We start from the raw sequence: 12,395 nt of genomic DNA, 5'->3' as shown, positions 1-12,395 counted from the left end.
ACGGGGAATTTGGTAATTTGAAGCCGAAGAACCGGGTAGCACGGCTATCTTAGCCGTAACAAGCTAGAAGCTTGTTTTACGGGGAATTTGGTAATTGGGAATCGATCCAATTGGCGGCGGCTATTCCCGATATTAACACCCCTTCGATTTGATTTTGACTGCACCAATCTCCCGCACAGGCGATGGGTAGGGGTGTTGTTGCCGTCAAACATTTGACGGACAACGGTTGGCGACAGAAGGCATATCGCCAGCGGTGAACCTGCATCCATTCTGGGGAATCCAGCCAGGAAAATAGGCGATCGCCCGCCAATTTTAACAGCATCTTTCCGGGGGGTTGCAAATCGGTGGCATCGAGATAGTCGCGGGCCAATTCGGCACTGCTATTGAGGACGAAAACGGGTTGGGAGGGATCGGGGCGGCGGCTGCTGTCCAAACCGATCCAGTCGAGGCGATCGCACTCTGGGAACCGCACCGCCTGCCAGGGGGGAGTCCGGGCTTCCACCTGCGGCCATTTGTCGGGGGAATACCCCGCCATCACGGCGATACAGGGGTCGTATGCGGGCGATCGCACCCCTTCGAGAAGATCTGACGGAATTTGTGCTTCCGGTTGTTCCAACACCATCAAGGCTTGGGGCGCCGGAATTGCCACCACCACTGCCTTCGCCCCAATTTCCCGGGGGGTTTCCGGGTTGCCGTCGCCGGTGACTTCCAATTGTAAATTCCAGGTGTTATTGTTTTGGGGAATTAAACCTGTAACGCGGCGATTGAACCAAATTTCCAGATCTCGGGCGAGGAATTTTCCCACCGAATTCATCCCCCGGGGGGCGACGTAGCGGGGCAGGGGTGGAGAGGGTTTAAATTCCCCCGATTTCCACTCGTAAATCGTATCTGTCCACTGTTGTAAATTCCACTCGCGATCGCCCTCCATCTCGGTGATCAACTCCCGAATTTTCTCCCCCGTCGGTTGCAAATATCGCAACCCATGATCAGCCCGAATTCCCCCCACCCGGCGGGTTGCCGATCGCCCCCCCACTCCCCGGGACTTCTCCACCACTACGACTGAATACCCTTGCCGACGCAATTGCTTCGCACAAGTCAACCCCGCAATTCCCGCCCCAATTACGACAATATCGGCTAACGTCATAAGCTATTTCAATTCAAACGATCTGACCGAGGCACCGGGTTTCCGAGGTTCACGTCGAGAATCCGGATGGCAACCCGACACCCGAACATCTTAACCCATTTTCCATCGACGCTTCATCGGGTACGATCGCGATCGGGTATTGAATTGGAGTTGGGGGGGTTTTATATTTCTAAAGGGACCGTGGCGATCGCCGCTCATTTACAGATAGATGATCATGAAGCTATTTTAGCAAAATTGACGAGATAGATGCGATCGCGATCGTCGAATTATGTTTCGGAATTGAAGAAACCGGGTTTCCGAGTCGCCAGGACTGAAAATATCAATCTAGCGAAACACCTTACCCAAAGCGATCGAACAGTATATTATCCATGATTTTATTTGAGATATAGAAAAGCAGTTGGAGTTCCCGATTACCGATTACCCTCGCTTCAGCGCTATAGATCGGAGTCGCCGATTTGACGCTCCCCCGTAGGGGCAACCGTCTCTGGTTGCCCGTCAGGGGGGAATTGGATTTTTGAGTATTTAACCGGATTTGATATGATTAAGCCACACCAACTCCCCCATCATCTGAATATGATTTGATCGGGTAGGGGCGCTGCGTCTTGCGCCCTCGGGAATTGATTCCCAAGCGGTGGCGATAGTCAACCGGTTTTCCGATCGCCATGCAGAAATGCAAGAGGGTAACGAGCGTGAATACACAGTGGCTTGATGCTGCTGGGGGCTAGAACTGAGAATCCCCGTCGTTGTCTTCGCGGGGAGTGTCAAAATACCGAGATTCCCGGTGCTCGAACGGCTTCTTACCCACATGGGAATTGCTGGGGTTTTGAGTCAGAACTTATGGGCGTACAGTACCTCCATCACGTCACAGACATAGGAGATGCCCGAATAATCGTCGAAAAACTTCGCGGCGACCTCATCCGAAATTTTCACGGCCATCTCCCGATTGGGGGTGAGGATCTCAAACTTGACATTCGTGAAGGTGTCGCCGACGGTGGGTTGTCCCGACGAGCGCACGCCGCGACTGCCTTTACCGCCGGCGGCCACCACCGTATAACCGGTAGCTCCGGCTTCGTCGATGATCTTGGCGACTTTTTTCAGTAGCACCTTTTCCGTGACGATGACGAGTTTGCTGGCTTTCTGGGTCATGGGGGTTACCTCTTAATGCGTTCTGTCGTGACAATTAAAGGCAAGATTCTATGGTTTTGCCTTGAACCATACCTTTAAGATTATGCCAAAGATTGGCGAATCCAATCCCCTCTGTCGAGAAAGATTGACTCAGATTAGCAGAAGCATTTCATAAAAAACGCTTATCCTTTTGGCGCGATGACCACCATTCAAATCAAATGGCAGCAGGCCCTCGTCCCTAGTACCCTGCCGTTGGCAGTACCGTCCATCTGCGATCGCAATTGACATTGACCGGAGATCTGCAGGTTCTGCGAAAATCATAAGTAAAAGTTATGCCTTGAATTTGAAATTACTTGGCAGATTTATATAGAGCGATCGCCAATTCGTGCAAACTTTAAGATAAACTTAAGCGCATAGACTTAAGCGCATAGAGATTTGAACCTAAATAGACCCGAGTCTATAGAAGACGATAGGGGCAACTCGTCTTCTCAACCCTGTCCGGAAAAATACCATCCCCGGATCGCTACCGTTCGGATCTCGCCCAATACCAAAGAGTGAAGCCCCACACGCCGACTTGGGTTTGGCTTTTGTTCCATCTATCAAGATCAATCACCGCTTCTCCCCTGAGCGAGGAGACCAAAGGAGGTACTCATGGCAAATTTCTCTGGCATTTCCCATCATTTCTGTACGCTGCCGGCGTTTCCGCAGCCGGCTTCATCTTCATCTCCGGTTGGCCGTGTTTCCCACAGTCTGCATCTGGTTTGCAGTTTTAGGGGTGAGTACGATGGCCTTTAACCTGAATGGTTTGAACTTGAATCACTTGAATCACCACTGATGAGCGCGATCGTTTGCGCTCGCCGGAGCGAAACCTGATCTTCGGACACAGGATGCACCGGGATACAGATGCATTCTTAATGGCGGGTTAACTCGCCGCTCACCCGGATGCGTAGAGCCAGCTACCCACAGGATTGGAGGCCACCCTTGCCTGTCGTCCTGACCCCTAAAATCTGATTAAGGAGGAATTAAAAAGTGGATTTCTTAGCCGATTTCTTGACGCGCTTTGGGGATAAGTTGCAATCCCCAACACTCGGCTTTCTGATTGGTGGTATGGTCATTGCCGCCGTCAATAGCCAACTGCAAATTCCAGATGCGGTCTATAAATTCATCGTCTTCATGCTGCTCATCAGGGTCGGCCTGAGCGGTGGCATTGCCATCCGCGAGGCCAATCTGGCAGAGATGGTGTTGCCCGCGATATTCGCTGCGGTAATCGGCATCCTTGTCGTGTTAATCGCACGCTACACCTTAGCCATCCTGCCGAACATCAAAACCGTCGATGCCATTGCGACCGGGGGCTTGTTCGGTGCCGTGAGTGGCTCTACCCTCGCCGCCGGCATAACGATGATGGAATCGGAAGGTATGCAATATGAGGCTTGGGCCGGCGCACTCTATCCTTTTATGGACATCCCAGCTCTCGTGACTGCGATCGTCTTAGCCAGCATTTATACAAGCAAGCAAAAAGCCAAGCAGGAGTCTCTGAGCAAGGAAGAGTCTCTGAGCAAGCAGCCGGTTGCCGCAGGTGGGTATCCCAGCGAGCCGGAGTATCCCACCACCCGGCAGGAGTATCTCAGGCAGCAGCGCGGTACTGCAAGCAATCGGGTCGAGATCTGGCCGATCGTCAAGGAAAGCCTCCAGGGTTCTGCCCTCTCGGCACTGCTGCTCGGCATCGCTCTCGGCATACTCACCAAGCCTGACAGTGTCTATGAGAGCTTCTTCAATCCGGGCTTTCGCGGCTTGCTTTCAGTCCTGATGCTGATCATGGGTATGGAGGCCTGGGCAAGGATCGGCGAACTCCGCAAGGTGGCTCAGTGGTACGCTGTATATGCCTTTGTGGCACCGCTACTGCATGGGTTCATTGGCTTCGGTCTGGGCATGATCGCCCACATCACCACGGGATTCAGCCCTGGTGGCGTCGTGATCCTGGCCGTCATTGCCGCCTCTAGTTCAGACATCTCCGGGCCGCCCACTTTACGAGCCGGTATCCCGTCGGCTAATCCCTCCGCCTACATCGGCGCGTCCACAGCCATTGGTACGCCGGTTGCGCTTGCCATAGGAATACCCCTCTACATCGGACTCGCCCAGGCGCTGATGGGTGGTAGCTGATCCCAGACGGGTCGCGGTCTGCCGGCGCTCCCCGGGTCCGGCAGACCCACACGGCAATGAATTAATAATTAATGATTAACAATTATTAATTATTAATTCTCCCTACACCCTCGACAATTTTTAACTGAGAATGAAACAGCCGGGCACTCTATCCTTTACCTTTAAATACTATGGAACCCTTATCAAAAGACCCTTCTCCTCGCTGGGGCAATTGGTTTAGTGGAGTCCACATCATTCGTTTTCTGGAACTGGTGCAGGACTTAATTGTGATTTCGTTGTGCATTGGCCTGTTTAGCTTCATGGTGATGCAATTGCGAGAGATGTTTCTGTCGCTGTTGCCCCCTTTGGACTTTCCTCGGGTCACTGCCGATATTTTGTTCTTGCTCATTCTGGTGGAATTGTTTCGATTACTGATTATTTACTTAAAGGAACATCGAGTTTCGATCGGAGTCGCAGTGGAGGTTTCGATCGTGTCGGTGCTGCGGGAAATCATCGTCCGAGGCATTTTGGAAACCCCGTGGGTGCAGGTGATGGCGGCCTGCTCTTTTCTGATCGTGCTGGGCGGTTTATTGGTCGTCCGCGCTTGGATTCCGCCTACCTTTGATGGCATTGACCCGGAGCAGCAGGTGTCCCGCCGTCACCGGATACGCTTTGCTCAAGCATTGGCCGAAAGGGACGGCAAACCGGATGCTGAATCGTTTCAACCTTGAATTGGGTTCGGTAATGCCGAAGTGCGCGATCGCTCAAGCGATCGGGACTCTACTTCCGATTCCCTATTCCCGATTCCCTACACCCCAGGCCGGCAAACCCGCCTCGGCGGAAGGAACCGGAAACACCCGCACTGCCTCTTCCGGGACCGTCACCCGCACCCGCATTCCCACCGGCAGGGAGCGCCCCCCCGCCCGAGTCCGGGCGATCAGTTCCCGCCCGGAGGGGACCCGCAGGCAATAGTGCAGTTCCCGGCCCAAAAATTGCCGATCGCGGATCACGACGGGGGCGGTTTCGTCGGGTTTGAGGATAAAATCTTCCTGTCGCACCATCAGATCCGCCCGTCCCGACTCCGGGCGAATCTCGTCGATATCGGGGGCGATCGCAAAACATCCCACCTCCGTCTCCCAGCGATCGCCGCGCCGTCGGGCCGGGATAAAATTGGCTTGGGTGACGAACTCCGCCACGAACCGCGAAGCCGGTTGCAAATAGATCTCCTCCGGCGTCCCCCACTGTTCCAACCGTCCGCCGCGCATCACCGCCACCCAGTCGGAGATCGACAAAGCCTCCTCCTGGTCGTGGGTGACGAACACCCCGGAAGTTCCCGCCGCCTTCAGGATCTCCCGCAACTCCTGGCGCAGCCTCAACCGCACCTGCACGTCCAAATTGCTCAGGGGCTCATCCAACAACACCAACGCCGGACCCGGCGCCAACGCCCGGGCTAGGGCCACCCGCTGCTGCTGTCCGCCGGAGAGTTCGTGGGGGTAGCGATCGCCTAATCCCGACAATCCCACCAGTTCGAGCACTTCCGCGACGCGATGCTTGACCGCTTTGGGGGACTTTTTCTTTAACGCCTGCAAGCCAAAGGCGACATTTTTTGCTACGGTTAAATGAGGAAATAGCGCATAATCTTGGAAAACCATGCCCACATCTCGCCGTTCGGGGGGAACCCACTGCTTCACATCTGCGACCACCCGTCCGGCGATCTCCACCGCACCGCGATCGGGGCGTTCAAACCCGGCAATCATTCGCAACAGTGTGGTCTTGCCGCAGCCGGAGGGGCCGAGTAACCCCAAAATATCGCCCTGATTCAGGGTCAGCGTCACGGCTTCGACGGCCGGGGCATCGGTGCGGGGAAATTGCTTGTAAATCCCCTCCAGGTGCAAGATTGCAGATTGATCCATCGTTGGTTCGATTGACCTCCCGTTTAAGAGTCGGACGAATGATTGAAAAAAGTTGTAATCAACAACCTTTCGTATCATACTGTCTTTTTGGGATATATTCTCACTAAGTTTTTGTTAAATTTGTTCGGAGGATGCCTGCAAGTGCGATCGCCCGCCACTCCATCTCGCGTCAAACCAACCCTGAATTGCCGTGGGGGCAGCCTTACAGGGTTCCCCAGCAAGACCGGGAGGTGGGGGCAACCGTCTCTGGTTGCCCTGCCGATCGCGGCCCTGATCGCCACCCCGATTTTATTCGTCCTGAGCAGCATTTTCACCAATTCCGGGGAAATTTGGGCGCACCTGGCCTCCACCGTCCTGCCGCGCTATATTGTCAATTCCCTGATTTTGATGATAGGTGTCAGTATCGGCACGATCGCGATCGGGGTCGGGACGGCTTGGCTGGTGACGACGTGCCGCTTCCCCGGAAGCCAAATCTTTGAGTGGGCGCTGCTGCTGCCCCTGGCCATCCCCGCCTACATCCTCGCCTACGTTTATACAGAATGGCTGGAATTTTACGGCCCCGTCCAAACCGGGTTGCGGAACCTGATGGGGTGGCAAAATGTCGGAGATTACTGGTTTCCCGAGATCCGTTCCATCGGCGGCGCGATCGTCCTTTTGACCCTGACGCTGTACCCTTACGTTTACTTACTGGTGCGGGTCGCCTTTTTGGAACAGTCCGGGCGCACCCTGGAGGCCAGCCGATCGCTGGGCTGCAACCCCTGGCGCAGTTTCTTCGCCGTCGCCCTCCCCCTGGCCCGCCCCGCGATGATGGCGGGGTTAGCCTTAGCGCTAATGGAAACCCTCAACGATTTCGGCACGGTGCAGTATTTCGGCGTCGATACGTTTACCACCGGAATTTACCGCACCTGGTTCGGCATGGGAGAACGGGACGCGGCGGCTCAGTTGGCGGCGGTGTTGATGCTATTTATTTTGGGATTAATTCTGCTGGAATTGTGGTCCCGCCGCCAAGCTCAATATTACGAAAATGGGGGTTCTTCCGCCCGGGCGCAGCGGTTTAAACTGGGGGGAGCGCGATCGCTCGGAGCATTTGTCGCCTGCCTGACTCCCCTGGCGCTGGGATTTTTACTGCCCGCAATTTTGCTATTGCAAATGACCCTCAAAAATCTAGAAACAGTCTTCGACGATCGCTTCTGGAGTTTCGCCCGCCACAGTTTGACCCTCGCCATTTTGACCGCCATTTTAGCCGTGGCGATCGCGCTGATTTTAGCCTACGGGGTGCGCCTGAATCCCACTTGGAGAATGCGGCTGTCCGCCCGCATCGCGGCGATGGGTTACGCCGTCCCCGGTTCTGTCATTGCCGTCGGAATTTTGATTCCCGTCGGGGCCTTAGATAATGCGATCGATTCGGCGATGCGATCGCTGTTCGACATCTCCACCGGATTGATCTTCAGCGGCACGATCGCGGCCCTGATTTACGCCTATTTGGTGCGATTTTTGGCCGTCTCCTTCGGGGCGGTGGAGTCGAGTTTGGGCAAAATCAAGCCCAGCTTGGACGACGCGGCCCGCAGTTTGGGCGACTCCCCCACCCGCGTCCTGATGCGGGTTCACACTCCCCTGATGGGTGGCGGACTGCTGACGGCGGCGATGCTGACGTTTGTGGACGTGATGAAAGAATTGCCCGCCACCCTGGTGATTCGGCCCTTCAACTTTGACACGCTGGCGGTTCGCGTCTACAACCTCGCCTCCGATGAACGGCTGGCGGAAGCTGCGGGTCCGGCTTTGGCGATCGTTGCGGTGGGCATCATTCCGGTGATTTTTCTGAGTTTGAAAATTGCCCAGTCCCGCGACCCTTCACTTTAGAGACGCGGCGCCGAATGTGGCGTTAAACTGGCGGCACCAGATCGCGACGGAACCGTAATCACCGGCATTCACCCCAGCGGGCACCGGATAACGCTGGGCGCCGCTCGCCGCTTTCAGGGGTTCCACCAAAACGTAGTCCCCCTCATCGATGCTGTGAACGGGGGCTTGGGTGGTACCGATGACGTCATCGGAACGGTGCAAAATCACGAACAGATCCGGCCCTTCGTTGGTGCCGAAGTCGTCGGCAAATTCCAGATATTGCCGCCCACCCTCCTCGATGACTTGAACCGAGCCCCGGGTGGGATGTTCCCCGGACACGAAGGTTCCTGATCGCATCGCCGCAGCGATTTGATATTCTGGGGCGAGTGCGACGACGGGGCGATCGGAGCCTGTCAAATCCCCGGCAAAAGCGATCGCCAGGACTCCCAAACCGACCAAAACCAGACGTTTCATGAACCCATCTCCCAGCGAATGTCAACCTATCATACGATCGGGGTGAGTCCGCGCTCAAGTTCGGCTAAAGTATTGAATCCGAGGGGCACAAGGAGGAAAGAGCAAAGAGGAGTGAGACGTGAGAAATGCCGAACTCCTCCCCCAACAGCAGGGAATCTAAAATCAGGGCGCAAGCCAGGGGCCCCGACAATCTAAAATCTAAAATTCCCCACACCCCAATTATTATGAAAATTGCCATCATCACCTCTGGATTTCTCCCGGTCGTTGACGGAGTGACGGTCAGCGGCTTCGAGCGGTTGCGGTGGCTGAGTCGTTGGGGGCATCAAGTGCGCCTGTTTTGCCCGGATTACCGGGAGTTGGGGGCGGTGTATCCCGACTGGCGGGATTATACGGGGGAGATCCTCCCCGGCGTCCGGGTTGTCAACCTGCCGAGTACGCCCTTTCTGGGGTTGGACTTCGAGCGCAACGTCAGCCGCGCCGCCTACGGGGTACTGACGCGGGAGTTGGAGGCGTTCGGGCCGGATGTGATTCATGTGGACGAGCCGGAACGGCTGGCCTTCGGGTTTTGGCGGGTTCCGGGGGTGGACTTTGCCCGCCGCCGGGGCATCCCCTGCGCGGGATTTTTCCGGACGAATTTTTTGGACTACGCGGACGACTATTTGCCCCTGCCGCCGTTTGCGATCGCATCGGTTCAGTGGGTGGCGGGGAAATTCCTGCGCTACATTTATAATTCCTACGACATCACCCTCGCCACCAGCCGAGTCACCGCCGAAAATCTGGCTCAACTGGGTATCCGCAACCTGCACCGGCCCCACGTCGAACTCGTCGGCATTGATACGGAAGCATTCAATCCGAACCGGCGAACGGCCGGATTTTTTGAGCGGGAGTACGGACTGCCGGATGTCGATGAAAAAGTGAAATTGATTTTTTTGGGGCGCCTCACCCCGGACAAGGGCTGGGAGTTCGCGTTGGATGCCTTTTCCCGGGTGTTTGAGGTCGTCGATCGCGATCGCGTCGCCATTTTGGTAGCCGGAGACGGGCCGCTGCGGGAGGCGATCGCATCTCGGTTGGGCCGACTTACCCCCCACGCCCACCTCCTCGGGCGCGTCCCCCCAGAACGGGTTCCCGCCCTGCTGGCCAGCAGTGATGTGCACGTCACCACTTCCGAAAAGGAAACCCGGGGGTTGACGGTTTTGGAAGCCTTCGCGGCGGGGATTCCCGTGTTGGCGCCCCGGGCGGGGGGAGTGACGGAGAACATTCGGGACGGGTGGAACGGCTGGCTTTTTACACCCCGAGATAGGGTCGAATTCGTTCAAAAATTGCAATTATTAATTGAGGATGGAAACCGGCGCCGACAGATGGGCGACAACGGCCGGCGGTCAATGGAGCGACACAGTTGGGAGCGAGCGGTGGGAAATTTGCTGGGGGTTTGGGAGCGGCTGTGCGCGACCCGTCGTCCCGGCTCATAATTTCACCCAAAAGCGGGAAGTCAAATCGTCTTTCGACGTTTAAAATTTTGATTTTGATGAGGCCTGATCGATGAGAGAAGGCGCAAATAGAGGGCAAAAAAAGGGGGGTGATTTCGGCAGTTTTCTCGATCGGTCGGCGGGTCACGTTTTGGCGTGGAAAGCGATTTGAGGGCGATCGCACCTCGAAAACGGGAACGACCTGCTTATTTTTTTTGTCCGTTTCCTATGGTTCATTCGTCCGGGGCGATCGGGACAGATGCGATCGCCCCGGAGGCGCGAGATCTCCCACCCGGGACGGCCGAAGTCGGGGCGTTCCGTCCGGAACGAGATCGAATCAGACCGAAAAACGGGGAACGGGAACCATCGGTTATGGCATCTGCGTCCCCCACAACCGAAGTCCAGATCCATTGACAGCGATTTGGGAAAGCGATTACGATTTGCGAGTTTACCTTTCCCCCCTTGCTCATTTTCAGGGACGATTATCGACAGACTATGCAAACTTTCTTGCGAATTTGGTTGGGACAAATTATCTCCGTCGTCGGCAGCTATATCACCGACTTTGCCCTCGGCGTTTGGGCCTATCAAACGACGGGTTCGCTGACTCTGTTCGCGCTGATTCTCGTCCTGACTTACCTCCCTAACTTGCTGATTTCGCCCTTCGCCGGGGTTCTGGTCGATCGCTGGAACCGGCGGTCGGTGATGCTGGTGGCCGATTCCGTCACGGGGGTGACGGCGATCGCGATGATGATTTTGGTGTCCACCGGAAATCTGGAAATTTGGCACATCTATTTGGGGGTGAGTATCAGTTCGGTTTCCAACGCCTTCCACATCCCCGCCTACATTTCCGCGATCGCCCAAGTCGTCCCCAAACAGCACCTCGGGCGGGCCAACGGCATGGTGCAGATCTCCCGGGCGATGGCCCGGATTTTGGGGCCGACGATCGCCGGATTTTTGATCGAGGCCGTCCAATTGCAGGGGGTGTTGCTGTTCGACTTCGCCACCTATTTTTTGGCCACGATCGCCCTCCTCAGCGTCCGCATCCCCGACCCCAAACCCTCCGAAAAAAGCGATCGCAAGACGGTTAACCTCGATCGCATCTGGGACGAAATCAGTTCGGGGTGGGATTATGTCGCGGCCCGTCCGGGACTGTTGGGGTTGATGATCTTCTTCGGCGTCACCTACCTGACGGAGGGGATGATCCAGGTGTTGTTCTGGCCGATCATCCTCAATTTCGCGTCGAGTTCGGAGTTGGGAATCGTCCTGTCTATCAGCGGTTGCGGGATGCTATTTGGCAGCTTATTCGTGAGCGCCTGGGGGGGATTGAAACGTCAGATCCACGGCATTTTATTTTTCGTGAGTTTGCAGGGACTCTGTTTGTGTCTGGGCGGCTTTCAACCTACCCTATTTTTGGCGGCGATCGGAGGATTCGGCTATCTCTTCTCCCAGCCGATTGTCGTCAGCAGCAACCAAACCATTTGGCAGTGCAAGGTTCCTACCTATTTGCAAGGCCGGGTGTTCGCCCTCCAGGGGTTGTTAGAAAAATCCCTATTGGTGGTCACGCAATTGAGTGTCGGTCCCCTGGTCGATCGCTTCTTTGAACCGATGATGATGCCGGGTGGATTCCTCGCCGAGACGATCGGACAGGTGATCGGATCGGGACCCGGACGGGGTAGTGCCCTGCTGTTGTGCGGGGTGGGTATCTTAAATTTGACCGCCGCTTTTATTGCCTACCGCACCCCCCGCCTGCGCCGGGTGGAAACCGAAATTCCCGACGCGATCGCCCCCACGGCTAATGCAGTTTCGAGCTAAAATCGGTTGTATTCTCCATTTGATGAGGGGGGAAAAAAGATGAGAATATCAACGAATCAGTTGGGATTATCGGCGATCGCTTTTCTGGGTTTGCTGGCGATCGCATCGGCCGTTTATCCCCCGGCGATCGCCCGGGCGACCGCTTTTAATATTGTCTGCGAATTCAAGTACCGCATCGGCGGAGAAGAACAGTCCTGGGTTCTCGACTCCGCCTCCGGAACCAGCCGTTCCCAAGCGCGAGGGCGGCGCAAACAGCGGATCGAATATTTGGAACAAAAAGCCGCAGAAGCAGGAGAAGAATTCGAGGCAATTTACCTATTTTGCGAAGATCCCTGGGGGAACGACGGCGATTTCGATTGATATCATGTCGGTTTAAATCCTCAATTTCCAAGCAGTGAAGTCAGTTCAGTAGGGTGGGTTAGGCGCGGCAGTAATTTTTCGGAAAAACCCACAACTTTCCATCCGCGCCGTAACCCACCATTT

The 12,395-nt window shown here is 55.8% G+C and carries 11 protein-coding genes; 7 read left to right on the top strand and 4 right to left on the bottom strand.

Annotation, left to right across the window (positions count from 1 at the left end; all coding sequences use genetic code 11):
• Window positions 1-76 precede the first annotated feature (76 nt).
• Both LKE08_RS10195 and LKE08_RS10190 read right to left on the bottom strand, forming a co-directional pair.
• A complete protein-coding gene (locus tag LKE08_RS10195) occupies window positions 77-1,144 on the bottom strand; it encodes an FAD-dependent oxidoreductase (RefSeq protein ID WP_324704111.1) in 1,068 nt (355 codons plus the stop codon).
• Between the two features lie 828 nt (window positions 1,145-1,972).
• Window positions 1,973-2,290, bottom strand: a complete 318-nt coding sequence (locus LKE08_RS10190; RefSeq protein ID WP_324704110.1) for a P-II family nitrogen regulator — start codon at window positions 2,288-2,290, stop codon at window positions 1,973-1,975.
• A gap of 1,008 nt (window positions 2,291-3,298) precedes the next feature.
• Between LKE08_RS10190 and LKE08_RS10185 the strand changes: the two genes are divergently transcribed.
• Window positions 3,299-4,429 carry a sodium-dependent bicarbonate transport family permease gene (locus LKE08_RS10185; RefSeq protein WP_324704109.1) on the top strand — a complete coding sequence of 377 codons (1,131 nt, stop codon included), beginning with the start codon at window positions 3,299-3,301 and terminating at the stop codon, window positions 4,427-4,429.
• A gap of 170 nt (window positions 4,430-4,599) precedes the next feature.
• Entirely contained in the window at window positions 4,600-5,139 is a 540-nt protein-coding gene (locus LKE08_RS10180) for a phosphate-starvation-inducible PsiE family protein (RefSeq protein ID WP_324704108.1), read from the top strand.
• Between the two features lie 63 nt (window positions 5,140-5,202).
• Here the strand turns inward: LKE08_RS10180 and LKE08_RS10175 are convergent, their stop codons facing one another.
• Window positions 5,203-6,321, bottom strand: a complete 1,119-nt coding sequence (locus LKE08_RS10175; protein ID WP_324704107.1) for an ABC transporter ATP-binding protein — start codon at window positions 6,319-6,321, stop codon at window positions 5,203-5,205.
• A gap of 246 nt (window positions 6,322-6,567) precedes the next feature.
• On the opposite strand from LKE08_RS10175, the gene LKE08_RS10170 reads away from it, so the two are divergent.
• Complete coding sequence (locus LKE08_RS10170) at window positions 6,568-8,181, top strand: iron ABC transporter permease (RefSeq protein WP_324704112.1); 1,614 nt, start codon at window positions 6,568-6,570, stop codon at window positions 8,179-8,181.
• Here the strand turns inward: LKE08_RS10170 and LKE08_RS10165 are convergent.
• A complete protein-coding gene (locus LKE08_RS10165; RefSeq protein ID WP_324704106.1) occupies window positions 8,173-8,634 on the bottom strand; it encodes a DM13 domain-containing protein in 462 nt (153 codons plus the stop codon). The genes LKE08_RS10170 and LKE08_RS10165 overlap by 9 nt on opposite strands.
• Window positions 8,635-8,858: 224 nt before the next feature.
• Here LKE08_RS10165 and LKE08_RS10160 point away from each other — a divergent pair, with 224 nt between their 5' ends.
• From LKE08_RS10160 to LKE08_RS10145, 4 genes are all read left to right on the top strand, one after another.
• Window positions 8,859-10,103: a glycosyltransferase gene (locus tag LKE08_RS10160; protein ID WP_324704105.1), complete on the top strand. Its 1,245-nt coding sequence runs from the start codon at window positions 8,859-8,861 to the stop codon at window positions 10,101-10,103.
• A gap of 225 nt (window positions 10,104-10,328) precedes the next feature.
• Window positions 10,329-10,514 carry a hypothetical protein gene (locus LKE08_RS10155; RefSeq protein ID WP_324704104.1) on the top strand — a complete coding sequence of 62 codons (186 nt, stop codon included), beginning with the start codon at window positions 10,329-10,331 and terminating at the stop codon, window positions 10,512-10,514.
• Between the two features lie 81 nt (window positions 10,515-10,595).
• Window positions 10,596-11,912 carry an MFS transporter gene (locus LKE08_RS10150; RefSeq protein ID WP_324704103.1) on the top strand — a complete coding sequence of 439 codons (1,317 nt, stop codon included), beginning with the start codon at window positions 10,596-10,598 and terminating at the stop codon, window positions 11,910-11,912.
• Between the two features lie 39 nt (window positions 11,913-11,951).
• Window positions 11,952-12,272 carry a hypothetical protein gene (locus LKE08_RS10145; RefSeq protein ID WP_324704102.1) on the top strand — a complete coding sequence of 107 codons (321 nt, stop codon included), beginning with the start codon at window positions 11,952-11,954 and terminating at the stop codon, window positions 12,270-12,272.
• Window positions 12,273-12,395 lie beyond the last annotated feature (123 nt).

It is taken from the genome of Lyngbya sp. CCY1209 (genome assembly GCF_035615495.1).
GTDB lineage: Bacteria > Cyanobacteriota > Cyanobacteriia > Cyanobacteriales > Microcoleaceae > Limnospira.
This window is presented reverse-complemented; position numbering and strand designations above follow the sequence as displayed.

What these genes read in the sequence shown, in the direction of transcription:
- LKE08_RS10195 (WP_324704111.1), bottom strand. Translation starts at nt 1,144, where the DNA reads ATGACGTTAGCCGATATTGTCGTAATTGGGGCGGGAATTGCGGGGTTG.
- LKE08_RS10190 (WP_324704110.1), bottom strand. Translation starts at nt 2,290, where the DNA reads ATGACCCAGAAAGCCAGCAAACTCGTCATCGTCACGGAAAAGGTGCTA.
- LKE08_RS10180 (WP_324704108.1), top strand. Translation starts at nt 4,600, where the DNA reads ATGGAACCCTTATCAAAAGACCCTTCTCCTCGCTGGGGCAATTGGTTT.
- LKE08_RS10175 (WP_324704107.1), bottom strand. Translation starts at nt 6,321, where the DNA reads ATGGATCAATCTGCAATCTTGCACCTGGAGGGGATTTACAAGCAATTT.
- LKE08_RS10165 (WP_324704106.1), bottom strand. Translation starts at nt 8,634, where the DNA reads ATGAAACGTCTGGTTTTGGTCGGTTTGGGAGTCCTGGCGATCGCTTTT.
- LKE08_RS10160 (WP_324704105.1), top strand. Translation starts at nt 8,859, where the DNA reads ATGAAAATTGCCATCATCACCTCTGGATTTCTCCCGGTCGTTGACGGA.
- LKE08_RS10155 (WP_324704104.1), top strand. Translation starts at nt 10,329, where the DNA reads ATGGTTCATTCGTCCGGGGCGATCGGGACAGATGCGATCGCCCCGGAG.
- LKE08_RS10150 (WP_324704103.1), top strand. Translation starts at nt 10,596, where the DNA reads ATGCAAACTTTCTTGCGAATTTGGTTGGGACAAATTATCTCCGTCGTC.
- LKE08_RS10145 (WP_324704102.1), top strand. Translation starts at nt 11,952, where the DNA reads ATGAGAATATCAACGAATCAGTTGGGATTATCGGCGATCGCTTTTCTG.